A 24,329-nucleotide genomic window follows, 5' to 3' on the forward strand; every position below is an offset into this window, starting at 1 on the left:
TGCCGGTCGCGAGGCGAAAGGCTCCTAGTCGCCGATCTCTTCAGCAAATCGGGCGACCTCGGCAGAGGTGAGCACCAGTTCGGTGGGCTTGCCTTCGACGCGCCGGAAGAAGAAGCGCACATAATGGCCCACTACGTAGAGCACCATCACGCTGGCGAAGATGGTTTCGATCGAGATGAGCACGTGGATGGCAGCGAATGCCGGGCCGCTGAAGCCCAATCCCTCGAAATACGTTACCGCCTTCAGGAGGGCAGATGCTGCGATAACGAAAGGGAAGGTCATGGCCGCGTAGCTCGGATAGAATTTGATGCGGAGGATCTTCGGCAACTGGCTCAGCACGAGTGCTAAGAAGGCTTGGGCGAGCACCGCCATCGCGCCCACCAGATACGCGTTGGGCTCAGGCGTGACGGCAAGGTAGCCCGCAAGCGAAAGGCTCATGGGGGCGGCGTAGATGCAGAAAAGCGGTTTTGCCGCCTCGGGAACCTCGTGCTTCGCGTAGCGGAGGCCTACGATGACAAGCAGAGCCAGGTAGCAGATGAACCCGAACCAGAAGATAGCCGTACCTACGAGCTCCATGCCGAACACCGGTGAGGTGAGCGATGCCACGATGATGCCGACGTATGCGATGAAGTGGGTGGGAAATACCTGTTCCAAACGAAAGTTCATCGTAAACGTGTACGTGAACCATCCCATGAGGGCGAAGTGGCCGAGCACCGAAAAAACCCATATCGCGAATGCGGCGTCAAAGGCTACCGGTGCGAGGTAGGTAGCAAGCTGCATGCACGTCATGAACAGCGCAGCGCTGACGGCGGCGAATATGGGGTTGGTGAGATCTTCACGGATCATGCGGGGAAACAGGACGATCTTTGCGACAAGCAAAAGCACCATGACGAAGCTCAAAGAACCTGCGACGATGTGGAACACCTCGGAAAGCGGCTGTAACAGGATGCCGAGCGCAACGAGGCCGAGCGCAACCCCAGCGGTCGGAATCGGTACTTTCTGAATGATGCTCTTCACGGTTGTTCTCCTAACCTGGCTTGCGCGAATCGATCCTGCATGCGATGTGTCGTCCGCTATTGTCGCACTGCCCTGGCAAAAGTTAAACTTATTATATATTATGTATCCATAAGCAGAGCTTATAGACGCGTTCTTGAGATGACGAGGCATACCCCATGCAGGATTTTAGGACAGAGACCTTCCTTGACGTGTGCGAGACCCTGAGCTACACACGGAGCGCACAAAGGCTCAACATTACGCAGCCTGCGGTATCGCAGCATATTTCATTTCTTGAGAGCGCGTACGGCACTAAGCTGTTCAGGTACCGAAACCGACGGCTCGAGCTGACCGATGCGGGCAAGGTCTTGCGCGATGCGCTTGCGGTCATGGTGCACGATGAACGGCTGGTGAAAGAGCTTATCGCATCGCTGTCGGGTGGTCGGCGCTCGCTTGGGATCGGCGTGACGATGACCGCAGGGGAGTACGTTATCGCGAAGCCCTTGGCACGGTTTCTCAAACAGCGGCCCGATCTGCAGGCAAAAATCGTCGCGTCCGATACCGATCGGCTTCTTGGCATGCTGCGCGACGGCACGCTTGATTGCGCGTTCGTGGAGGGGTTCTTCGATAAGAACGAATACGATTGGGAAGTGTTCTGCGCCGAAAGGCTCGTGGCCGTGTGCGCACCGAACCATCGGTTTGCTGCAACGCCGCAGTATCTCGAAGATCTGCTCGGCGAGCATCTGCTGGTGCGGGAGAGTGGTTCGGGCACGCGTGCTGTGCTCGAACATGCCCTCGGCGCGCGCAACCTGGTTCCCGCCAGCTTCGCGCGTACGACCGAGGTAACGAGCTTGGGTATCATTAAGACGCTCGTAGAAGCCGATTACGGCATCGCGTTTCTTTACGAGCCGGCGGTGCGGATGGAGTGCGAAGCGGGTACGCTGCGTATCGTCGAGCTTGAAGATACGCCGATCGCCCATGACATGACGTTCATCTGGCTCAAAGGGAGCTTCTTTAGCGACGAGTTCCGCGGGCTCATCGCCGAACTCGAGGCGTGCGCTTTATAGAAAAGTGTGCGTAGGGGCAAGTTTGCTTGTATTCGTGCAGAAACGATTTTGACCCCTGGGATCTTACGCAGGCTGCGCTTTCGTTTCCGCATCGTCTGCATCGGTTTCGTCATCGAACTTCTCGTCAGTACGGGCGCGCAGTTTCTTAACCGAACGGCCGAGCATTCCCCCAAGTTTGGGAAGGTTCTTCGGTCCGAAGATAAGCAGCACTACCACTAAGATCAGCACAAGCTCAGGTATGCCCAGTCCGAACAGTTTCATGGCAGCTCCTTTCGCATACGGCATGCGGCGGTTCTTGCAGCCGTCGCCACTGAGCCATTAAAGCACAGATAGATTAGAGTGGCAATAATTTTATAGTCACTATAAAATTATAGGACACATACCGCACAATGCCGAACCGTTTCGTATAATGCCTAGGTACGGTACGAGGCGAGTATCAAATGAGGTGCGAAGGTGGATTCGGAACGCGACTGCAAGAGCGAGGGATTGAGGGAGCGCAAGCGCCGTCAGACGCGCGAAGCCATCGAACGCGCTGCCATCACGCTTGTCGGGGAGCGCGGCTATGCTGCGGTTACGGTTGATGATATCTGCGCTCGCGTTGGCATATCCCAAGGAACGTTCTTCAACTATTTTCCTACGAAGGATGCAGCCATCGTGGGCATGGGGATCTTCAGCCTCAACGACGAGGCGGTGTTCGTTGCGCTCGACCGATATATGCCGGCGACGCTCTTCCACGCGGTGCTGAGCCTGTTTCTCGACATCGTGCGCGGGTTCGATTGGGAGGGCGACATTGCGAAGCTACGCATCGAACTCGTTAAGGAAACTCCTGAGCTCATGAAGCTTTTCCTCAACAACAGCTTCGAGTACGTCGACGCCTTTCGCGCGAGCGTTGCGGCATATCTTGCGCAGCACGACGAGTTGCGCGCCTGCACCGATACGCTCGATGCAGCAGACGAGGCGAGCGCCGTGGTTTCCCATGCGCTTGAGGCGGCGAAATTCGCCCTGTATCAGGCAACGAAGCGACAAGGATCGGCTTTGATGAGTGCAAGCGAGGTGGAAGCGGTGCTTCGATCCCTGCTTGGGCGATAACCGTTCATTCCCAGTTTACAGGGTTTAACCTGCGCCGATGTTGGCACCTTTCCCTTTTAAGACGACGCTATGCAAACTATTCTTCGGCGCGAAAACGTCTCGCCGCTTCCATTTATGTAAAAAGTTATGGAAATTATAGAACAACCTATGTAAATGCTATTGTAAAGGAAGTTACCTTTCTGTAAACTAATTGTCATGGGATTGGTATCAATCTAATCCCAGCTATTTGACAATCGATATCGCATACATCGAAGGACGCCTCGGGCGTCTTTCGTCTTTTTTGGGCTAAAGATGACGAAAGATCTTATATATACGTACAGAGCTGCTTGTCATCCTGTTCGGCGCACAGAAGAACGTGATATCGGTGCAGTGACAGGAGGCATTATGGAAGCATCGAAGGGGTTGCGTTCACCGCTTGCAGTATTGCTTGCGCTGACGCTGGCTCTCGGAGGATCGTTTTCGACGATCCCCGCAGCGTATGCTGATCCGTCGGCTGACCCGCCGGAAGGATCGATTCAGCAAAACGCTACGGAAACCGATACGGGCGAAAACGCATCGGACGGCGAGACGGGAGCTCCCGCATCAGAAGGAACTGAGGGGTCAAACAGCCAGCCCGAGGGCGGCGGCACGCAGGAGGACAGCTCGAACGGTTCCGCAAACGCGGGAGCCGAGGGCGAAGCTGCGCCGCTTGCTGCAACCGAAGAGCTTGAAGCCGATGAGGCGGACGGCATCGATCTCTTAGCAGTCGATCCCCTGGGCGACATCGCGGTTGATACGGTCGACGATCTGATCGACGCCGTAGAGAACGCGGGTGAAAACCGTACGATCACGCTCTCGGCTTCGCTTGCCGCCGATATGGCGGGCAAAAACGCCACGATCGCGCTCAACAACGCGAACGGATACGAGCTGGTGATCGACGGCGGCTCGCAGACGCTCGCGAGTGCTGGCGCCAACAGGTTCTTCTCGGCTGCCAATCCGAATGGCGGCAGCATCACGTTTAAGAACATGACGCTTAGCGGATCGGGTGCAGGAGTTACCGCGAGCGGTTCGGCTGCAGGTGTGGTCGTGCTTGACAACGTGACCATTACCGGCCACGCGGGTGCACAAGCTGTCGGCGTTGCGAGTGGCACGGTCGAAATCAAGAACAGCGCCATTACAAACGGCTCGCGTGCCATCGAAGGAACGTCGGGCAACGCGAAATCGATCATCGTAACCAATACGCTGCTCAAGGCGAATCGGGGTGACCGCGGTGCGGCACTGCTTCCTGGAGCGAACACGACGGTGACGCTTACGGGTTGCACGATCAACGACAACGTTGGCACGTCCGGTGGAGGCTACGCTGGCGGCGCCATCTCGGTTGACCAGATGAGCAACGTGGTGCTGACGGTGAAGCAATGCTACTTCGAAGGTAATCAAGCTCCGATGGCCGGAACGTTCGGTGGATGCGGCGGCGCGATCGCGGTGTATCACAGCGATCAATGCAAGCTGACGGTCGTCGACTCGTACTTCAAGGGCAACATGGCAACGGCAAACCAGACCGTGCGCAACGACGGCGGTGCCATTTCCGTCTTCATGAACGCAGCCGAACGTTCCGCCGAAGCTACCATAGACAACTGCGTGTTCGAGGGCAACATCGCCAACGACGACGGTGGCGCTCTTCTGATCGAGGGCGTGTCGAGCGGTTCTGCGTCCATCAATGTGAATGCGACGATCCGCAACTCGACGTTCGTCGAAAACGAAGGCAAGCAGCTTTCCACCGGTGTGGCTGGTGGCGCCGTACAGATTTACAGCAAGGCTCGTGTTGGCTTTGAGAACTGTACGTTTTACAACAACGTTGCAGGCAACGGTGCCGGTGGCGCCATCGGCTTGAGTGGCAGCCTTGCAGGCGGCTTTCTTCCCGTGCGGCCGACCGTGACGGTCGAGAACTGCCTGTTCGCGGAGAACACTGGCACGAAAGGCACCAACGTCAACAACGTAGCCGGTTGGGGCGGTTCGGGCAGCAGTGGCTTTACCAACAGCGGCGGTAACATCGGTTTCGATGCCGGAACCGCGCTTCCCACAGGATTCTCGGCGCAAACGGTGTTTGGAACCGCCGCGCCGACGTTGCAGGTAAACGGTTGCAGCACGCAGGTGGGTCTATCTTCTGACGGAATGGTTTTGCCGAGCTTGTACATCGCTCCCGTTCTCGATTCGACCGCAGGCCTGTATGCCGACGCGGCTGCTACGGCCAACGCGACTGCGCAGGACAAGCGCTACGTTTCCCGCCATGTTACTAAGCCCGATTCGGGTGCGGTCGACATCGGTTGGATCAGGCTCCATCCCAACGGGGGAACCTGGGACAGCGCCGTCGTCGGTGATTACGACACGACGCGTATGGTGTCGGCTTCTGACGGTGCAGGCAGCGAGTACACCTATATCGCATGCGATACGGGCAGCAACATCGCGCTTCCGGGCGATGCCATGTTCTCGGCTGTTCCCACCGACGCGACGCTGCTTGGATGGGGCTCAACTCCCACCACTCAGCCTGGCGACGCCGACTTCCATGCAATCGGCGACTCGGTGCTCGGATGTGAAGGCGATACGTGCAGCGTGTACTATGCGGTGTGGGGTGCTCCCGAGCCTCCCGAGCCCGAGACTAGCCTGAACGTTGCGCGTCTGTACGGCGCGGACCGCTACGGCACCTCGCGCCAGGTTTCCACCTACGAGCGCGAAGCCGCGGACGAGGATATCGTCATCCTCGCATCGGGTAACGATTACCACTTCCCCGATGCGCTGACAGCATCGTCGCTGTCGGGCTATCTGGACAACGCACCGATCGTGCTGACGGATTATTCCTATCTCAAGGAAGACGCTCGTGCGGCGATCGAAGACGAACTGCAAGCGAAGCACGTTATCATCATCGGTGACAAGTACGCAGTGTCCGATGAGGTTGCTGCTCAAGTTGCCGCGCTTTCGACGGTCGAGATCGTCGATCGCATCGGTGGTGTCGATCGTCAGGAAACGGCTGAATTCATCTTCGAGGAGATTCAAGGCAGCGCATCCAAAACGGCGATTATCGCGCGGTGCAACGACTTCCCGGATTCGCTGACCATCTCGCCGTACGCCGCAGTAACCTTAAGCCCGATCTTCCTCACCGAGTTCGGCTTGGATACCCTGACCGATGAAACAAAAGCAGCCCTTGCTGCCGGCGGGTTCGAGCGTATCCTCGTGCTCGGCGACGAGTATGCGGTATCTGCGAATGCCCAGGAAGAGGCGCGCGTGGCTGCTGGGCTGTCCGACAGCCAGGTTATCCGCATTGGCGGAGACCATCGCTACGAGACGGCAAGCATGATCGCGGAATGGACCACTTCGTCTGACCGCGAAGCGTCCGAGCAGCTCAATTGGGAGAAACCGGCGATTGCCCGCGGCGATCTCCATCCCGATTCGCTGACCGGTGGCGCTCTGCAGGGACGCGATCGTTCGGTCATCCTGCTCACCCCGACCAACGAGGTTGGCCCCGAGGCGCATCCGCTTATTGCGGCGCAGGACGGTACCGTCACCGAGATCCGCTTCTTCGGCGACGAATACGCTATTGCGCATCATGTCATCAAGGGCTTCGTGAACGCCCTCACGTACGACACGATTGTGTGGCGTCCCGATGACAGCGTGCAGATCGATCTGAGCTAATCGTTCAGGCGGCACGCAGTACAGCACGAAACCAGGCGGGCGCTTCTTCGGAGGCGCCCGCCTTCATGTGCGCGGGAATACGGTGCATGCTCTGCGACCCGTATGTGTTGTGGTGGCTCTTGAGAGCTGGGAGGTGCATACTCTTCGGATTCGGAACCGCGCGTCGCGACCCTTCGCAGTGTTAGAGGTACACGAGCATCATGGCGACGAGCGGGATGGTGATGAGCGACATGACGGTCGAGATGAACGTTCCCTTCGTCATGGTTTTGAGGTCGCCGCCGTATTGGAGGCACAAAAGCGTGCCGTTCGTGGCGACGGGCATGCCCGAGGTGATGACGATGGTGCCGAGAAGCATCGGGTCGCTCACGAACATGCGGAAGATGAAGAAGACGGCAACGGGCACGACGGCGAGCCTGAACACCGAGGCGATGTAGGGCCGCGCGCTCGATACCATCTCGCGGATCGGCATCTTCGCAAGCGCCGAGCCGATGATGAGGAGCGCCGCCGGGGTGGTCATCTGCCCCACGACCTCGAGCGACTGCCCGATGATGCCCGATTCGGTGATGCGCATGAGCGCGAGCGCCATGGCTGCGAAGCAGGCGAGCAGGGTGGGGCTCACTATGTGCTTCGCGGCATCGGCGAGCCGCTCCTTCACGGTGCCTTCCCGCTCCGAGATCATGAACACGCCCACGGTGAATACAAGCACGTTGAACGGGATGTTGAAGATGGCGGCGTAGAGGATTGCCCCGTCGCCGAAGATGGAGGAGAGCACGGGGAATCCGATGAAGCCCACGTTGCCGAACGCGATCATGAAGCTGTACGTTCCTCGCTTGTCTTTAGGGAAGCGCAGGACAAACGGTACGGCAAAAGCGATCGCCAAGATGATGGCGTAGCTTGCGCAGGAGAGCAGAAAAATCATGCCGACTGTGCCCGCATCGGGCAGGTTGTCGTTCATAAGGACCGACGAGATGATGAGGCAGGGCAGCGTTACGTTGAGCAAGAGCTTCGAAAACTGCGCGTCGAAACGATCGTTCATGATGCGCGTTTTGCGCGCAACGTACCCGAGCACGATGCCCACAAAGAGAATGACCATCTGCGATTCGATCGATTCGAAGCTCACGGGGTGCCTTTCCTGCGCAAGCGACGGATGTTTCACGTGAAACATCCGTTCGTGTTTTCATGCGGTGTCGACCGCAATGGTACCGCTTCACCAGCGGAAAACCGCCAACGGTTTCCAAGCTGTCGGAAAAACCCGCGAGCGCGCCCGACGAAGCCTCCCGCTGCGGCGCCATGCTGTCCCTGCGGAGAACGCAGACGGCTGCCTTGCTCGCCAGCCCATCGTGCTAGACTTTTCCGATCGGACGCGAACATGAAGGTACCCGCACCATGAAGGAATACGAATCGATCGACGCGCTGCTTGCGGCAGGGGAGTCGACCAACATCCACATCGAATGCAGCATGGCTGTATCGGAGCAGGTGCGCGAGGCGGTGGAGAAACGCTACGCGAACCGCCGATGCGCGTTTCTCATCTACGACGACAACGGTTTCGAGCGCGAAACGGTACGTTCATACCTTGTTTTGTTCGCGCGCATCGCGGGGCACGGGCGCTCTTCTGCGGACGAGGCTATCGCCCACTTCGGGCTTTCCTCCCTCGCGAAGAAGCATCTGAAGGAGTGTACGCGCGCCGAGCGCAAGCTCGTCGACATCGCCCGCGTGAGCCTTGCCGATGCCGAGGCGTGCTTTCTCGAGCGCCCCCTTTCCGACCTCGGCGCAGAGGGTCGGCGCGCGGCGCTCGCGTGGATGGCGCAGCGAACCGAGCAGGGGGCCGTGTTCGTCACGACCGCCGAGCCCTTGCGCGAAGCGCTGCTCATGCCCGGTGCTGCCTACTGGTACGAGGACGGCCGCTTCATCGCCGCAGACGTGGAAGACGATGCGGAAGAGGCCGAAGCGGGCGACGTGTTTCTAGGCGATGAAGTGCGCATCTGCAAGATTCCCGCCAAGACCGAAGGCGCGACGCTTTTGCTCGATCCGAAGGACATCGACTTCGTGGAAAGCATGAACAAGGTGAACTACGTGTCGGTGCGCGGCAGCCTCTACCAAACCTCGCTCACGATGGACGAGCTCGAAAGCGAGCTCGTGCGCTTCGGGTTCTTCCGCTGCCATCGCTCCTACATCGTGAACGTGCAGAAGGTGGCGAAGGTGGAACGCTACACCCGCAACAGCTTCAACCTCACGCTCAACGACGCCCCCGAATCGAGCATTCCTCTCGCGAAGGGGCGCGCCGACGAACTGCGCGCCCGGTTCGGCTGGTAGGCGAAGGAAAGCCGCACCGACGATCTGCCGATGCGGCTTTGCGCAGCGCTCCTTGGTCGGCACCTCCGCAGCGCCTCCGCGCCCCGCGAGCCGGCGACCGGGCAGCACGCGGGGCGGGTCCCCGACGCGTCTCCTTGCAGCCGGGGTCCAACGACCCGCGTTCTGCGAGCCTCCTTATGCGGGCAGTTCGAGCTTCAGCCCCTCAAGCACGATGTCATCGGGATCGTCGAACGCCCCGCCCAACAGGAACAGGCTCGGGTCGTCGAGCGCCGCGTCGGGTACGATGGCGAGCCAGCGCACGGTCGCGCTCTCGCCGGGCTCGAGCGTGAAATCCCTGTACCTGCCGGGCGCGAGCCCGCTCCATCCTTCGCCGTTCACCAAAGCAAACGAACGGAAGAGCGCCGTCGACACGTGGCCTTCATCGTCGGTGATGACGGCGTATTCGCCGTAGAAACCTCCGTCGCCGGTGAGCTCCGTGGCCGTATCGCCGGTGTTCTCGACGGTGCCTTCCATGACCACCCACGAGAAGCCTTCCGATTGTGCCGCTATGGTGCCGTTCTCGTCGATCGTGTACCCGTCGATCTGGCTCACGACGCGGTTGAAGTACTCCCAGCTTTGCATGTCCGTGCGCAGATCGCCGAGCGTCAAACCGTCGGGAAGCGCGGTGCTCCGCTCGAGCATCCGCACGTCGGATAGCGAAAACGAGGTTCCCGCATCGAGCGAGAACGGCATGCTCTCGGACGCGCTGCGGATGTTCTTCTCGTCGATGACCGCATCGTCTCCGAGCGGCCTCAAGACCGGCTGCCGCTCGAAGCCCAAAGGCTCGCTCACGACGTTCTCGAACTCGTTGGCGTTTTCGAGCGATCCGGGGAAGGGTTCATGGCTCGTGCTCTTGACCGTTCCGTAGAGGGGGTGCACGTAGTCGGCGTACTGCTCGAGACCCGCCGGGTCGACGATTTCGGGGGTGAGCTCGATTTGGTAGAAGCCGTTTTCGTCTTGGCCGAACGAGGCCTTCACGTCGGCGGCGTGCAGCTCGATGACCTGCGTGGTCGTGTGCCCGTCGGCGAACGTGGCGGTGATGGTGAGCGTGGCGCCGTCGAACAGGTCGATGATGACGTCGAAGGCGTTCATGCCCTCGGCGTCGCCGTAATCCTCGTTGGTCCAGAATCCGAAGCTGTACTCGTCATCGTCGGTAACCGGCACGTCGATGGTGGAACCGAGTTTCTTGGTGAGCGATACGAGCCACTGTTTGTCGGGATCGTCTTTCGCCAAGCTGTCGGGTGACCCTATGATGCTCACCTCGTCGTATCCGCTGTAGTATTCGCCGAGTCCGCGCGCCGTGGGCTTCCATCCCGCCAGTTCGCTCAAGCGCTCGGGATCCTCGCCGGCGGTGACGGTCTCGGTTGTCTGCCGGTACAGCATGCCGGTGGACACCGAGGCTTGGATGCGCGTGATGTCCTCGCCTTCAACGCGGAACAAGCATCCGGTATAGCAGCCTTCCGAGTGAAGGTAGTCTTCCTTCGATCCGGCGAGGGTCATATCGGCGTTGCGGCTGAAGATGATCTGGTTGTCGGTTCCCATCTCGAGGATGGAATCGCGGTCGGCCGCATAGGCTTGCACGGCGAAATCGGGCGTCGCGTTTCCGGGCCCGAGCAAGCCGCCGCTTGATGAGAATGCTGCCAGCCCGACCGCGAGCGCGGCGACGACGAGGCAGGCGGCCGCGGGAAGCGCGAACCTTCCAAGCGGAGAGCGCCGCTTCGATGGATTCGAACTCCCTGCGTGCACCGACGGCCTCGGCGCGCCGGAGCCGTTTTTCCCGCTTGCTGTCGAACGCCGCGAACGAGTATCCGCCTGTGCGGCTGCCCGAGCGGCTGCCTTCGCAGCCCCGGCGCGCGCACCTCCGTCTGTCTCGGCGGCGCGTACGTGCGGTGCCGAGGCTGTTTCGGCTATCGTCCTCTTCTGGTCCTCGGTAAGCGCAATCCGTTCCTGGGATCGTTTGTATGCATCCCTGAACTCGTTTTCATTCATCGGTGCCTCCCATCGTCAGCTTAAGCGCAGCCCGCGCACGGTGAAGATGCGAGCGCACCGTGGCGGGATTCTCTTCGGTTATCTGCGCGATCTCGTTGGTCGAATAGTCCTCGAAGTAGTACAGATGCACGGCAACGCGTTGCTTCTCGGGCAGCGCCGCAACCGCCGCATGCACCGACTCGGCAGTCGTCGCCTCTTCGGAGTCGCAAAACGCCACGTCCTCGCGATCGACCGCAGCGCCCTCGAAGGCCTGCGCGGTTTCTCCCTCCGACGCGCGGCGGCTCTTCCACGGACTGCGGTGCACGTCGGCGCAGCAGGTGAGCGTGACGCGCAGAAGCCACGCTTTCAGATGCTCGTCGTCTTTGATGGGCTTGGTGCTTTGGCACAGCTTCATGAACACGTTCTGCACGACGTCCTCGGCATCCGCGGCGTTGTTGCACCGGCACCGGGCAAGGCGCAGCACGGTATCGCCCCATTGTTCGACGGCGCGCTCGATGTCGATGCAGCATGCTTGCACGTATTCCCTTTCGTCTGTCCGCGCGCGAACCCGCGTGCTTTTGAGCTGAGCGACGGGTGGTGTCCACGACCCTGCGCGGACCACGTTCGTTTCATCCATAGGCAGATCTCCTTTCGCTCATAATACGGAGAAGCGATCGCCCGCGTTGCGCTTTTCTTCGAAAAAATTCACGGCCCGTCATGGCCCGTGTGTTCGCCGCCCGCCAGAAGCCTGCCCGCGCTGCGCCGCGCCGCCTGCCTGCCGCCCGCCGTGTTCCTCCCGGTCCGCCTCCCGCCCGCCGTGCTCCTCCCGGTCCGCCGCCCGCCAGAAGCCCGCCCGCGGCGCCCGACCCCCGCCCGCCGTGCTCCTCCCGTCGCGCCCCTCGCTCCTTTCGTCGCCGCCGCATCTCCCGTCAGGCGCGATGCATTGTTGCGCCCGCTCGCTCGTGAGATAGTCTTCCCGAGCCGAAACCAAACGGACCACCTCGTTCGAAAAGACAGAAAGACAAGGAGATACCCATGACGCCCATGCTCACCCGGCTGCTCATGATGGACCGCGTGCGCCTCTCGTTCAAGCAGAAGCTCGTGCTGAACGACCTCACGTTCGAAATCAGGCGCGGCGAGACGTTCGGCTTCCTCGGACCCTCGGGTGCGGGAAAGACCACGACCATCAAGCTGCTCACCCGCCAGCTCAGCAAAGATTCGGGAACGATCGAGCTGTTCAGCCGCCCCATCGAAAACGCCCACGACGCCGATTACGAGCGCATCGGCATCCTCTCGGACACAAGCAGCCTCTACGAGCGCATGTCCATCGAGGACAACCTGAAGTTCTACGCGAGCATCCGCGGCATGTCCGATGCGAGCATTCCCGGGCTGCTCGAGCGCGTCCGCCTGTACGACGATCGCAAGACGCTCATCAAGAAATGCTCGAAGGGCATGCGCCAGCGTGCGACGCTGCTTGCGGCGCTCATCCACGATCCGGAGCTCTTGTTCCTCGACGAGCCGACAAGCGGGCTCGATCCGGCGGCGCGCCTCGAGGTGCACCGCATGCTCAAAGATCTTCACGACCGCGGCACGACCATCTTCCTCACCACGCACGATATGTCCGAAGCCGAGGCGCTGTGCGACCGCGTGGGCATTCTCGACAACGGGCACCTCGTTGCGTGCGATACTCCCATGGAGCTCAAGATGCGCTTCGCCGAGAATAGAATCATGATGGTGATGGACGATGCGGTGGCGATCGAGACTACCAAAGACGCCGCGGGAGCCGCTATCATTGCAGAGGCGCTCGAAAGCGGCAAGGTTTTGTCGATCCACTCGGAGGAGCCGAGCTTGAACGATGTGTTTCTCCGCCTGACCGGAAAGGAATTCGAATAATGAACGCTGCACTTCGCAAAATCGGCGCCTTGTCGGTCAAGGACGCCAAAGACGTTTTCAGGAATCCCGCCATCGCCGTGTGCGCCCTCATGCCGATCGGCTTCATGCTCTTGTACCGCTACGTTATGCTCGCCAACATTGCGAGCCAGGAGCACGCGATCGTCGACAGTTTCCTGCTCGGCACGGCTCCGTGCTTCACGGTGGGCATGGTCAGCGCGATGACCATCATATACGCGCTTTCGGAAGAGAAGGAGAAGCACACGCTGCGCACTCTCATGCTCGCCAACGTGAGCGGCAGCCAGGTCATGGCGGCCAAGGTGCTCGTCTCGCTCGTGGTGATCGCGCTTGTCGATCTGGTCTGCTTCCTGGTTATCGGCCTCGATGTTTCGCTCGTGGTGCCGTATTTGGCAATCGCCATCGTCGGCTCGGCATCGACCGTGCTGTTTTCCCTGGTGCTCGGCCTCGTGTCGCGCGACATGGTGAGCTCGGGCGTGTACGCGCTCCCGGTCCTTGTAATCGCCCTTTTGCCCATGTTCGGCATGTTCAGCGACGGTTTCCGGATGGTTGCGAGCTATTCTCCCTGCGGCGGCATGTACGATCTTCTGGGCCTGTTGTACGAGGGAAGGCTGTTCACGCCCGATGCGATCATGCCGCTCGTGTCGATGTTCGCATGGATCGTCATCTGCGCCGTGGCGTTCGTGCTGGCATTCAAAAAGCTCGGGAAGGATAACTAGCGCTTTCGGGCGCGCGGCTGAAAGCCCGCCGTTCTCCGATGTCCAAACAACGAAGGCGTTTCGGCCGTCGGGCCGGGGCGTCTTTCGCTATCGCTATGATACGTTAACTGGAAAACCTTGTATTTGGATCGGTTCTTTGGTTCAAAACGTATTCAACGGCAATGATGCCGTTTTCTTCGTCATACGTGTAGTAGATTCCATAGTGACCTGCATAGGTTACAAGTACATCGCAAGGAGGTCTTGCGGCTTCATAGATGGGGTCGTATGGATGACCCATTTCGGGAACGTAGGGAAGGACACGAAGTCTTTTCCTCACTTTGGCATAGTCGCTTTGCGAGTTGATTGATCGTATGGCATTTGCTGCAGTAGGGGAGAGGACAACGCGTACAGGATCAGGCATCAAAGACTCCAGCGTTTGTCTGCATCCGCGAGTACTTCTTCGAGCGGAATGCCTTCCCCTCTCGCTATCTCCTCGCGCCCTCTCATGATACCGTCTAGTACGCGCATTTCGCGATCGAAAATGCGCTTCTGCAGATCCATTTGCTTATCGTAGGCTTCGGCATCCACCATTACGACAACCGATCGACCGTGACGCGTAAGATAAATCGGTTCCTTTGTTGACATCGCTTCGTCGACGAGTGCTGCGGAGTTGCGTTGCAGTTCGGTAATCGGTTTAACCTCAGGCATACCATGGGCTCCTTTCAATTCGCATATACACTGTACCACAGATCGATAGTTTTACATATTAAAACATGTAAAACTATCGATCTCTGAAGTGACAAGGAAGTACCTATTCGCTCCATGGAAGCATGGTCGCCAAAGCGTGCGCAAGCCGCACGCATGCATGCGGATGTGCGACGTAGCTTTTGTCGCCTAAGGCTACCGTGCCCGTGCGGTACGGCAGCCTTGCGAGCGCGTATCTCTTCGCATTCCCTTAAAAGAAAGGCTTGCCCACGGGAAGCTGTTTGCCGACCGAGGCGTAGCAGGTCGTCACGCTTCCGTAGTAGGCCGTCGCCGCCGCTACCGCCAACGAGGCGCCGCCCACCATGCTGAACGGGGCGAACCCAAGTCCCGCCAAACCGAACGAGAACACGCCGATGCCCGAGAACAAAAAGCAGATGAAATCGACTTTCGAGAAGCCCTTCATCGCAGGCAAGAGCAAAAGCAGGTACGCTCCGCCGAGGAGGTTGGCGAAGGCCGCAATGGTGAAGTCGCACGGTATGCCCAAAGCGGCGCAGATGGTTCCCGCAATGTTCACGGCACCTCCGTACAGGCCGAACGCTACCGAAAAGGCGATGTAGATGGATCCGACGAGCGTGTTTCCCTGTTTCAAAAAATACAGGCCGCCCACGAGGTAGATTACGAAGAAGCCGAGCAGCACGACGCCGATCGCTATGGCGAACCCGTCGGCGAAACAGAAACCGAACGCATTCGCCGCGAAGGCGACGCAGAGGCTGGCGTACCCGAAACCCAAGCCTCCGCCCACGTTGCCGATGGGAATCAAACCTTTGACGACCACTTCTTTATTCTCAGCGTTTTCCATAGGGATCTCCTTTCATTTCCTCTTCTTCAATACCGATCTGACGATCATTCTCGGGGCGTCGCGGAGCACATCGATCAGCGCGTCTATGTCGTCGAGCGTGTTATAGGGGGCGAGGCTGATCCTGCAGGTTGCGCCTGTCCCGAGATACGTCATCAAGGGCTCCGCGCAGTGCGTGCCCACGCGGATGTTTATGCCGTGGGAGTCGAGGAACCTGCCGATCAGCAGTGGATCCTGACCTTCGAAGTTAAACGCGACGATAGAGCTTCTATCGTCGGCCATGCAGGGGTTGCCGTACACGTGCAAAGGGGCGATGTCGCGTATGCCTTCAAGCAGGCGAGCCGTCAGCGCATCCTCGTGCTCCCTGATGGCCTGCTGCCCTATCTGTTCGAGGTAGCCGACGGCAGCCATGAAGGCGAAGGCATCGGAAGCGTTTTGCGTTCCGGCTTCGAATCGAAGCGGAGGCTTTTCGAAGGTCGCTTTGCCCCAGGTGACCTTCTGCACCATCTCGCCGCCGTACAGTACCGGAGGCATCTTTTCGAGCAGCGCTTCTCGGCCCCAGAGCACCCCGATGCCATCGGGGCCGAACGCTTTGTGGGCGGAAAACGCGGCGAAATCCACATCGAGGTCTTGGACGTCCAAGCCGTAGTGCAGAAAGCTCTGCGCGCAATCGGCGACAACGTAGGCGCCGGCCTCGTGGGCGCGCTCCGCGATCTGCTTTACGGGAAAACGCGTGCCCAGCACGTTGGACACTTCTGCGAGCGCGACGATCTTCGTCCTCGGCGTGATCTTCTTGTCGAGTTCGTCCTTGGAAATTCTGCCCAGCTTGTCGGTCAGCAGATAGACGAGCCGGCATCCTTTTGCCTGCGCAAGCTGCATCCAGGGAACGAGGTTGCTGTGGTGCTCCGATACGGGAAGCACTATCTCGTCGCCTGCCTCAAGCACCGTCGGCCCGAAGCTCGCGGCAACGAGGTTGAGCGCTTCGGTGGTGTTACGGCAGAAGACGACCTCGTCTTTTTTGGCGTTGATATGGTTGGCGATGCTCTCTCTGGAATGCTCGTATAGATCCGTCGCCAACGACCCCAGCTTGTAGGATCCCCTGTGGGGGTTCGCATTGCGCACGGTATGCCATTCCATGAGGGCGTCCAGCACGCAGCGCGGTTTCTGCGTCGTCGCGGCGTTGTCGACGTAGATGAGCGTACCTTGCTCATTGTAGTTTGCGAGCAGGGGGAAGTCATCCTTGATGTCAAGCATGCCATCCCCCCAGCTCGGCCCTTTCTTCGTCGGAAAGCGCTTCGAGGACCTCGTTGTACTGTTCGACGCGTACGAACACGGTCAATCTGGTCCGGTCGGTCGCTTCGGCCATATTGGGCGCATCGTCGGCAATTGACCGAACCGCATCCGCTAAAGCGGTGTCTCCGATCGTATCGTTTAGCCACAAGACGACCTTGTCGAAATCGAGTACGCGAACACCGCCCGCCGGGTTGTCGAACTCCCGCTTCGCGAGCGCCATGACGAATTCTTTCAGGTTATAGCAATGGACCTCTGCCGGCCCGCGGTGAAATCCTTGGGAAAGAATCGTCAGGCGCTGCTCGAAGGGCAGATCGCGCACATACCGTGCAACCTCTTCGACCGTCGGGTACTCCATGAAAAGCCCGCCCTTGTCGGAAAGGGGTTCGGCGAAGGGAAGGGCGTTCGCGTCGTTCATCGTGTCCTCTTTCGATCGTCCCTGGTAGGCCTGCGCTAGTTCGCGTCGTCTTCGGCAAGCTGCCAGGCAGCCTTCTCCGGTTGCGGCTTGCCGTGGTCGTCACCGAGTTTCCCCGCCTCTTCGAGGGCATCGGCTACGGAGGCGAGGCCGAGGTTTTCCAGCGCGGCACGGGTCGGCCAACCGGTTTCGGGATCCCAACCCTCGCGCTCGTAGTAACGGCCCTTGAACTTTTCGAACTTGTCGCGATCGAGTACGCGGCCCTTGCCGGAAGCGTAGACCCACTCGCCGTCAAGGTACATCGGATACAACCCGTCTTCGGGGTTCGGGCGCTCGTACACGTAGTTCGCAAACACCTCGTCGTCGCGGTGGCGGCCCTGCAGGGTCCAGATCGCCTTGTCGAGATTCCAGATGCGGCGGCCGATTTCGTACGACTGCGTTTTCGTGAGCGGCAAGCCGGTTACGGCGGTGTAGAATCTGCAACCGTAATCGTCCAAGTCGATGAAATAATCTTTGTACGGATCGTTCATGTTGATGCGCTCGCCGGCCCAGCCCCAGTCGCAGAAGGTGAGCGACTGTTCCCAGACACGCGTCCAATGGCGGTAGTAGTACACGCATTCCCGGCGGTAATCGCTGAAACAGTTCTCCTCGCTGTAGTCCCAGCAGCGCGGGTCGAGGCCGTTCGCCGTACGGGAGATGGTATCCACTAGGTCTTCTGCGGTCAGGAGCGGGGGAATTCCTAGCAGCTTGATGGTGGCCATGGGCATCCAGTAGATCCAGTGGTTGAAGCTGTGCTCGTTGATGTCGCGTTCGCCGAAGATGCTTCCGAAGCTCCAGTCGGTTTCGACCTGCGGCGAATAGTGCTCGCCGTAGCCCCATTGCGGATGGGTGAGTTCGCCTGTGGTCGAATCCTCATCCCAGGTTCCCCACGCATGGGCGGCGCGCGCGAGCCCGTCTGCGAGCTCGTTGCCCAGCCCCTCGCGCTTGATCATCATCTCGAGCAAGCGTGCGCTGAACTCGTGCGTGCCGACCTTCGTGAAGTCGAGATCGAGGGTATCGATCTTCTTGCCCGGTCCAGCCAGCCCGCGCTTGTAAAGCGAGTACACGTAGGCGGGCGTGCCGACTTCCCATGCGTTGATGCCGTGCCTGTTCAATATGTCGGCGTTCTTGCGCCCGGTTTCAGCGGTGTCCTCGCTGCCCCTGCCCCAGGCCATGACGACGCAATACGATTCGTTGCCCAGCGAGTCGGGGAAGATGGAGCGGCACGCCGTGGGGCAGCCCTCGCATGCTTCGGGACGGTGCGGCAGGTAGTCGAGGCATTCCATGACGTTTCCCTGCCCGGGAATGTTGTACTGATGGTACTCGACGAAGGGATCGTAGGGCACCTCGTCGGGTCGGTCTATCTTGTAGTCGCGCTTCAGGTACACTTCGCGGCGCAAAGCGAGCAGCTCGGTCGGATCGGCGATAGCGAAGGTTTGGGTACCGGTGAAGCTGACGGCCTTCAGCTTCTTCGATCCCCATACCGCGCCGAAGCCGGTCTGCGCGGCAATGTGGTTCGCATCGTGCATGATGCCGCCCACGCGCCCGAGCCGTTCGCATATCGGAGGTATGCACATGACGGCGGGCCTGATCAGGGTCTTGCGCTTCGAACCGGGGACCGTGTACCATTCGTCGTCGCGTGCGCCGCCGGTCAGCTGCCCCATGATGTCCTTCTGGATCCCCCAGGCGTCTTTCTCGGAGCCCCACCACTTCGACGCGTCCTCGAAGGTGATTTCGCCGTCGACAACGTTGATCCACACGGGTTCTTCGGAGACGCCCGTAACCATGAAGGCATCGAATCCAGCGCGCTTCATGCCCCCGGCAATGCGGCCTCCCATGCTCGAACGCGTATACCATTCATGATCGGCGAACGCGCCGATGCCCGTGATCTCGACGCGGGCGCCCGCCGTGGGAACGAGCGTGCCCGAAAGCGGATTGGCCGCAACGACGATGAGGTTTTCCGGGTCGAACGGCTTAACGGTTTTGTCTTCGCAGAAATCCCAGAACAGCGCGCTTGCCAGACCATGGCCGCCCAACCATTCCACATAGGGGTCTGATTCGATGATCCTGACTTCTTTGATTGTCAGATCGACATGCGCGATCTTTCCTGCCCAGCCTTTCGTCGCCATAGCTATTCTTCCCCTTTCGTTACGACGTCGGTCTCGACGGCGCTGTCGTAGACGCCCGCCACCTTGCCAACCGGTCGCAAGCCCGCCTGTTCGAGCGCCTCCCGTGGCGACTGCATGCCGGCGTCGTCGATGGGGAACATCGCTCGGGCGTAATGCAGGCTCGTGCGAAGGTTGACCTCGTACCCGGCCTCCGTTTCGGGCATGTCTCGCGAAAACGCGATTGCGCACAGCGAGCAGGCGTCGATGCAGGCTTGCTTTCCGCGCACGCCTCCCTCTTCCTTCCAGAAAGGCGTGTTCGTGCAGAGGTCGCACTTCAGCGCGATGCGTTTGTCGTAGTCGTAAACGATGCGCGAGGGTGAGTACGTGCATGCCCGTATGCACAACTGGCATCCTGTGCACTTTTCCGCGTCGATGATGCGAACGCCCGATACGGGATCGACCGTGAGCGCTTCGAAGCGGCAGGCGTCGACGCATGGCGCATTGGCGCACTGCTTGCACACGTACTGCTCGATGTCGTCGTCGGGGTAGGTGCCGAACACGTTCTTCTTGATTTGAATCCTTGCATGCGAGAGATCGATTCCGCCCTCATGGGCCAAGGTGCACGCCATCATGCAGCTCATACAGCCCGAACACTTCTTTGTGTCGATGAGCAGGAAACCCTTTGACACGGGATACTGAACTGATTCGTCCGCCATGATACCTCTCTTCCTTTCGTCTCCTTTAGCTGGGAACCCAGTGCATACAGTGTGCGCCCCGAACCACGTTGGGAAGCAAGGGGCCCGTTTATCCTGCTTCGGATACAGTGAGTGCATGCCTGCACGGATGGGCGGCGGCTGAGCCAAGAGAGAAAAACAAGCTGCAACCAGCTATTCCTCGAGAAGTTCGGGTATTGCCGCCCCTTTGTCCGACCGCGGAAGGCGACGTGATCCCGCATGAGGGAAATGCAAACCGAGTTTGCTTTTTCGTGTGCGAGCATGCCTGATAATCCGTTGCGCAGACGGTGTTCGGGCGGCGTTGGAAAAGCCCTGACGGCCGTTGGCCGCCAGGGCGAAAAGGTGCGGAAGGTAGGCTATTTCACAGGATAGAGCCCGTACCAGAGGTCGCCGGTAACCACGTTTCCCTTCGAGTCCTTTACGGTGAGCATGCTGCCGACCATGCGATGGAAAACCTGGCCGGCCAGCTCGAGGTTATTCTGCTTCAGGTATTCCAACGCGTTTCTCAGGCACGTTCCCGAAAAGCGGTAATCGCTGCTGGAAAGCGATTGGCTGTTCTCGTCGATGACGATGCCGGTGATGCAGGTCTTGGCGGGTATATGCAAAACCGCCCTGTGGTTGACGGGGACGAGGAACGAATGCTCTTCCGATATGGCGAGCCCCATCCGATAGCTCCACTCGCTGCCGCTCGAATTCTCCATCACGTCGCGGTTCATGTAGTACACGGCGGGAATCTTCGCCGTCCACTCTTTCATGAGCTCCATCTCGTCGGGTCTGTTCAACAGCTTACCGTCGCGCTCGCACTCGAGGTAGAAGAAGCCCGGCACGTTGGTGAAAGAGTAGCTGGCCTGTCCGGGTTCAAGCGCCCCGAGGCACTTCTTCACCTCTTCGATCTCCCGCAGAGAAGCCTTCAAATACTGGATCTGCAATCGTATTTCCTGCTCGCCCTGTACGTAGGCTTGGATTCTCGCTGCAATGCTGTCGTCTTGGCAGACTGCCGCCGCGTCCTGGATGCTCATCCCGATTTTCGACATGAAGCGAAGATCGTACAGCTGCGTGAAGCTCGACCCGGTAAACTTCCGGTGCCCTGAGTCCAGCACTTCGTAGCGCCGCTCTTTCAGATAGCGCTCGTAGTTGCGAATGGTGGTTGAGGACACGCCGAGGAACTGACAAATCTCCTTCATCCCGAACCTTGGTTTGACGTTCACGAAGAATGCCCCCTCAGGAAAGTGCGAATCAGCATCGATGTCCGTGGTTTACTAAAAAACCTGCTCGTATCCCAACGCTTCGTTAAGAGAAAAACAACCCTGTTTCATTGTAGTTGTGACGCGCGCACGGTGTTCGGAAATTCAGCTCACGGTTGAACGGCATAGGCGAGCGGGGCGGTCAAGGTTCGAATTCGGCGAAGGGATCCGTTGGCGTCGACCCCCAAATACCGAGAAGAGAGGGAATTTCTCCTCGACACCCGCCGTGCTGCGCTGCGCAGGATCGGTTCAAAGCGCCTCTGGATTACTTCTCAACCGATTGGAAGTAGCGTCAGCGCACGGGGTTCGCTACACTGATTTCCATCACATCGGAAGCGTTTCGTGCGAAAAGGAGTTTGAATGCCAGCTGAAGCCACTGCCCCGCTTGTCGGAATCATCATGGGATCGGAAAGCGATATGCCCGCCATGGAGCCGTGCATGAAGCAGCTCGAAGAGTTCGGAGTTCCTTACGAGGTGAAGGTGGCGAGCGCGCACCGCAAGCCCGCCGAAGTGCACGAATGGGCATCGACGGCGGTCGATCGCGGCATCCGCGTCATCGTTGCGGCGGCCGGCAAGGCGGCCCATCTCGGGGGCGTCGTTGCGGCGTACACCCCGAATCCGGTCATCACCGTGCCCATGAAGACGAGCGATCTGGGCGGTCTCGATTCGCTCCTTTCCATGGTGCAGATGCCGAGCGGCGTGCCGGTTGCCTGCGTTGCCATCAACGGCGCGAAGAACGCGGCTATCCTCGCCGTGCAGATACTCGGTACCGGTTGCGACGAGGCGCGCCAGAAGATCGCCGACTTCAAAGCGGGTATGGCCGAGGCGTAGGCTTTCGCCCCGCCCCGCGGGAAGCGTCTCCGCAGTGCGGCCGCCGCGAAATCCCGACCGTACTGCGAACGGATGTTTCACGTGAAACATCCGTTCGCGTTTCAACCGGTTCTTCAACCGCCGCTGAAGGTATTATGGGGATTGATCCTTTGCCGATGTGGGAAAACTCCGTCAAATGAGATACTATGGCAATGCATTTGCGCAATCGAATGCTTAGAATTAGGTTTTCGGCGATTGAACAGTGGCAATGACGGACGGGATGGCGCGTGCAAGGGTCTTGGTTGGGCATCGGCATGATGGCTGTGGTGGTCATCGGCGGTGCCGTCATCGGATGCAAGCAAAGTGGAACGAAATCGCAGCTTAAGGCTACGGTTCTTGCATTTGCGGCCTTGGCCGCCACCGTCGTCGCGTTTTGCGCGATCGTCATCGTCGCATCCCAGCGGTGGGCGGCCCCCGCCTGTGCGGTCGCGAGCATCATCGTGCCCCTTGCGGTGTACTTCATCACTATGGCCGTTTCGAAAAACCGGCGCAGCCGCGAATCGTCGCCTGTCCAAGGTACCCGAAGGTCGGTCAGCGGTGCATCCGGGGAGGCCCGTCGCGCCAACCAAGCGCACCAGCAGCCGCAGCCGAACCCGGCAATGCCGGAAACGCAGATACTGTCAGCGGAGTGCGAAGACCCCGCTTTGCATGAAAGCGATGAGCTCCGCAGCGATCAGGGCGAGCACGCGCAGGAAGCCGAAGAGACCGCCTTCGGTACCGAGCCCGTCGAAGCGTTCGACGAATCGCCTGCGGCCAAGGAGCGGGAAGAGGAACCCGAGTCCGCCGCAGCGCCCGAACCCGAGGCCGAGCCCGCCGCAGAGCCCGAGCCCGTCGCAGAGCCCGAGCCCGTCGCAGAGCCCGAGCCCGTCGCTGCTCCCAAGCCCCCCGCCCCCACGGTGTTCGATCCTGCCAGCTACTTCGCCAAGGCCACGGTCTTGCGCGACAAGGGCCTGTTCGCGGTTGCCGCGAAGCTGTACGCCGAATGCGCCGAGCGCGCGGAAGACCGCACGACGGTGCGCAAGGCGTCCATCGAAGAGATCGCCTGCTATGTGAAAGCCGGCAAGCTCGATGAGGCCCAGCGCCGAGCGATCGAGCTGAAGGAGTCGGCCTCCGATCTCACGGCAGTCGAAGCCATGAAGGTCGATGCCGTGTTGAGGATGGCGCCTCGATGAGCGGAAAGCACGCAAAGCGCAAAACCGTGAGGCCGTCGGTTTCTTCCGCGCCTCGCGCCTCGTCTGCCTCCCGCGCCTCGGCGCCTCCCGTTTCGCGCGTCGCGGTGCCGACGGAGCCGAAGCCCGCAGCGCCGGTGCCTCTCCGAGCCGCCGGTGCCGCAGCGCCGGTCTCGCCCCGAGTGGCCGGCGCCTCTGCGCGATCCCCCAAACCCGTGCGTGGCCCCCGACCGTCGTGGCTTTTGGCCCCGCTCACGATCGCATGCAGCCTTTTCGTCGCCGCCGTCATGGCGTTCGGCAATCCCGTGTTATGGAAAACGGCCGATGAAACCATGGCTGATCAGTATGCTGCAGGAACCGACGCGGACGATTATCAGTTCATCGATGAAGTGGTTGGCGAAGAGGGTAGCGCGGCCGATCTCGTCTGCCTCGGTGAATACAAAGCCATTTCGCAAGATGACGACCCCGACCGGGCGTCGAATATCGATTTGGCCGCCAAGGAGCTCGACGGCGTAGAGATCAAGCCCGATGAAACGCTTTCGGTCAACGAACTTTTCGGCGACACTTCGAAAGACGAGCGCTATCTCGTTACCTCGGTGGTTAACGGGACGACCATCGAGCAGGGGCGCGGCGGCGGTGTGTGCCAGGTTTCAACGGCGCTCTACATCGCGTCGCTTAAAGCAAATCTTGAAATAGTTGAGCGATACCCTCATACTATCGTGTGCGACTACGCTCCGATCGGCCTTGATGCAACGCTTGCCTACGGGCAGAAGGATCTGCGCATCAAGAATAACACCGATCAGAGCATGTTCGTCCGTGCGACGGCGCTCGGGCAGACGGTTGAGGTGAAGATTTACGGCGTGAAGGCGAGCGAGAACGAATCGATCGACGCCACATCGAAGATTATCGATCGTTTTGATGTGCCGGCCTCGGAGGTCTACATCGATCCGAGTAAACTTGGGCTCGGTCCCGATGATCCCGTTACGTATTACGTGGCGGAATCGTATCGGGTGTTGTACCGCGATGGCGTGATGGTGTCGAACGATCTGTTGTCGACCGATACGTATCAGGTTTCGGTGCAGTCCGATGTGCTGGTAGGGGAAGGCGGCGTCGACCCCTCAAAATAGTAAGCGCTGTCTGATCGCCGAGTTGATCAGC

The 24,329-nt window shown here is 59.9% G+C and carries 22 protein-coding genes; 9 read left to right on the plus strand and 13 right to left on the minus strand.

The genetic code is table 11. The annotated features are described in order from the left end of the window. Positions 1-24 precede the first annotated feature (24 nt). Positions 25-1,017, minus strand: a complete 993-nt coding sequence (locus FJE54_RS04100; RefSeq protein WP_139651458.1) for a TDT family transporter — start codon at positions 1,015-1,017, stop codon at positions 25-27. 155 nt (positions 1,018-1,172) lie between these two features. Here FJE54_RS04100 and FJE54_RS04105 point away from each other — a divergent pair, with 155 nt between their 5' ends. Further along, positions 1,173-2,060 carry a LysR substrate-binding domain-containing protein gene (locus tag FJE54_RS04105; RefSeq protein WP_139651459.1) on the plus strand — a complete coding sequence of 296 codons (888 nt, stop codon included), beginning with the start codon at positions 1,173-1,175 and terminating at the stop codon, positions 2,058-2,060. Positions 2,061-2,123: 63 nt separating this feature from the next. Here FJE54_RS04105 and FJE54_RS04110 read toward each other — a convergent pair whose 3' ends face one another. Further along, on the minus strand, positions 2,124-2,321 hold the full coding sequence (locus FJE54_RS04110) for a twin-arginine translocase TatA/TatE family subunit (RefSeq protein WP_139651460.1): 198 nt from the start codon (positions 2,319-2,321) through the stop codon (positions 2,124-2,126). Positions 2,322-2,513: 192 nt separating this feature from the next. Here FJE54_RS04110 and FJE54_RS04115 point away from each other — a divergent pair, with 192 nt between their 5' ends. After that, positions 2,514-3,149, plus strand: a complete 636-nt coding sequence (locus tag FJE54_RS04115; RefSeq protein ID WP_139651461.1) for a TetR/AcrR family transcriptional regulator — start codon at positions 2,514-2,516, stop codon at positions 3,147-3,149. A 384-nt stretch (positions 3,150-3,533) separates the two neighbouring features. Further along, a complete protein-coding gene (locus tag FJE54_RS04120; RefSeq protein WP_180326552.1) occupies positions 3,534-6,815 on the plus strand; it encodes a cell wall-binding repeat-containing protein in 3,282 nt (1,093 codons plus the stop codon). Between the two features lie 181 nt (positions 6,816-6,996). On the opposite strand, the gene FJE54_RS04125 is transcribed toward FJE54_RS04120, so the two are convergent. After that, positions 6,997-7,935 carry an AEC family transporter gene (locus FJE54_RS04125; protein WP_180326553.1) on the minus strand — a complete coding sequence of 313 codons (939 nt, stop codon included), beginning with the start codon at positions 7,933-7,935 and terminating at the stop codon, positions 6,997-6,999. A gap of 266 nt (positions 7,936-8,201) precedes the next feature. Here FJE54_RS04125 and FJE54_RS04130 point away from each other — a divergent pair, with 266 nt between their 5' ends. Then, on the plus strand, positions 8,202-9,128 hold the full coding sequence (locus FJE54_RS04130) for a LytTR family DNA-binding domain-containing protein (RefSeq protein WP_139651464.1): 927 nt from the start codon (positions 8,202-8,204) through the stop codon (positions 9,126-9,128). Positions 9,129-9,302: 174 nt separating this feature from the next. Here the strand turns inward: FJE54_RS04130 and FJE54_RS04135 are convergent, their stop codons facing one another. Beyond that, a complete protein-coding gene (locus FJE54_RS04135; protein WP_139651465.1) occupies positions 9,303-11,156 on the minus strand; it encodes a hypothetical protein in 1,854 nt (617 codons plus the stop codon). Next, positions 11,149-11,772 (minus strand): RNA polymerase sigma factor, encoded by a 624-nt coding sequence (locus FJE54_RS04140; RefSeq protein WP_139651466.1) that lies wholly within the window; start codon positions 11,770-11,772, stop codon positions 11,149-11,151. Before FJE54_RS04140 ends, FJE54_RS04135 begins: the two co-directional genes overlap by 8 nt. 398 nt (positions 11,773-12,170) lie before the next feature. On the opposite strand from FJE54_RS04140, the gene FJE54_RS04150 reads away from it, so the two are divergent. Then, positions 12,171-13,028: an ABC transporter ATP-binding protein gene (locus FJE54_RS04150; protein ID WP_139651468.1), complete on the plus strand. Its 858-nt coding sequence runs from the start codon at positions 12,171-12,173 to the stop codon at positions 13,026-13,028. Next, the gene (locus tag FJE54_RS04155; RefSeq protein WP_139651469.1) at positions 13,028-13,762 is read left to right on the plus strand and encodes an ABC transporter permease; all 735 of its coding nucleotides are present in this window, start codon (positions 13,028-13,030) and stop codon (positions 13,760-13,762) included. The genes FJE54_RS04150 and FJE54_RS04155 overlap by 1 nt, the downstream gene beginning before the upstream one ends. A 103-nt stretch (positions 13,763-13,865) precedes the next feature. On the opposite strand, the gene FJE54_RS04160 is transcribed toward FJE54_RS04155, so the two are convergent. The 8 genes from FJE54_RS04160 to FJE54_RS04195 form a co-directional block, all read right to left on the minus strand. After that, the gene (locus tag FJE54_RS04160) at positions 13,866-14,162 is read right to left on the minus strand and encodes a type II toxin-antitoxin system RelE/ParE family toxin (RefSeq protein WP_139651470.1); all 297 of its coding nucleotides are present in this window, start codon (positions 14,160-14,162) and stop codon (positions 13,866-13,868) included. Further along, positions 14,162-14,449 carry a type II toxin-antitoxin system Phd/YefM family antitoxin gene (locus FJE54_RS04165; RefSeq protein ID WP_139651471.1) on the minus strand — a complete coding sequence of 96 codons (288 nt, stop codon included), beginning with the start codon at positions 14,447-14,449 and terminating at the stop codon, positions 14,162-14,164. Before FJE54_RS04165 ends, FJE54_RS04160 begins: the two co-directional genes overlap by 1 nt. A gap of 247 nt (positions 14,450-14,696) precedes the next feature. Then, positions 14,697-15,305: a hypothetical protein gene (locus FJE54_RS04170; RefSeq protein WP_139651472.1), complete on the minus strand. Its 609-nt coding sequence runs from the start codon at positions 15,303-15,305 to the stop codon at positions 14,697-14,699. Positions 15,306-15,317: 12 nt separating this feature from the next. Beyond that, a complete protein-coding gene (locus FJE54_RS04175; RefSeq protein ID WP_139651473.1) occupies positions 15,318-16,556 on the minus strand; it encodes an aminotransferase class V-fold PLP-dependent enzyme in 1,239 nt (412 codons plus the stop codon). Next, positions 16,549-17,010, minus strand: coding sequence for a hypothetical protein (locus FJE54_RS04180; protein ID WP_139651474.1), 462 nt, complete (start codon positions 17,008-17,010; stop codon positions 16,549-16,551). Before FJE54_RS04180 ends, FJE54_RS04175 begins: the two co-directional genes overlap by 8 nt. A 35-nt stretch (positions 17,011-17,045) precedes the next feature. Beyond that, positions 17,046-19,175, minus strand: a complete 2,130-nt coding sequence (locus tag FJE54_RS04185; protein WP_139651475.1) for an aldehyde ferredoxin oxidoreductase N-terminal domain-containing protein — start codon at positions 19,173-19,175, stop codon at positions 17,046-17,048. Positions 19,176-19,177: 2 nt separating this feature from the next. Further along, positions 19,178-19,870: a 4Fe-4S dicluster domain-containing protein gene (locus FJE54_RS04190; RefSeq protein ID WP_180326554.1), complete on the minus strand. Its 693-nt coding sequence runs from the start codon at positions 19,868-19,870 to the stop codon at positions 19,178-19,180. Positions 19,871-20,244: 374 nt separating this feature from the next. After that, entirely contained in the window at positions 20,245-21,072 is an 828-nt protein-coding gene (locus FJE54_RS04195; RefSeq protein ID WP_139651477.1) for a helix-turn-helix domain-containing protein, read from the minus strand. 420 nt (positions 21,073-21,492) lie between these two features. Here FJE54_RS04195 and purE point away from each other — a divergent pair, with 420 nt between their 5' ends. From purE to FJE54_RS04210, 3 genes are all read left to right on the plus strand, one after another. Beyond that, the gene (gene purE, locus FJE54_RS04200; RefSeq protein ID WP_139651478.1) at positions 21,493-21,963 is read left to right on the plus strand and encodes a 5-(carboxyamino)imidazole ribonucleotide mutase; all 471 of its coding nucleotides are present in this window, start codon (positions 21,493-21,495) and stop codon (positions 21,961-21,963) included. A gap of 281 nt (positions 21,964-22,244) precedes the next feature. Then, positions 22,245-23,174, plus strand: coding sequence for a hypothetical protein (locus FJE54_RS04205; protein WP_139651479.1), 930 nt, complete (start codon positions 22,245-22,247; stop codon positions 23,172-23,174). Next, positions 23,171-24,298: a VanW family protein gene (locus tag FJE54_RS04210; RefSeq protein WP_139651480.1), complete on the plus strand. Its 1,128-nt coding sequence runs from the start codon at positions 23,171-23,173 to the stop codon at positions 24,296-24,298. The genes FJE54_RS04205 and FJE54_RS04210 overlap by 4 nt, the downstream gene beginning before the upstream one ends. Positions 24,299-24,329: the final 31 nt, after the last annotated feature.

Origin of the sequence: Raoultibacter phocaeensis, from assembly GCF_901411515.1 — a bacterium.
GTDB lineage: Bacteria > Actinomycetota > Coriobacteriia > Coriobacteriales > Eggerthellaceae > Raoultibacter > Raoultibacter phocaeensis.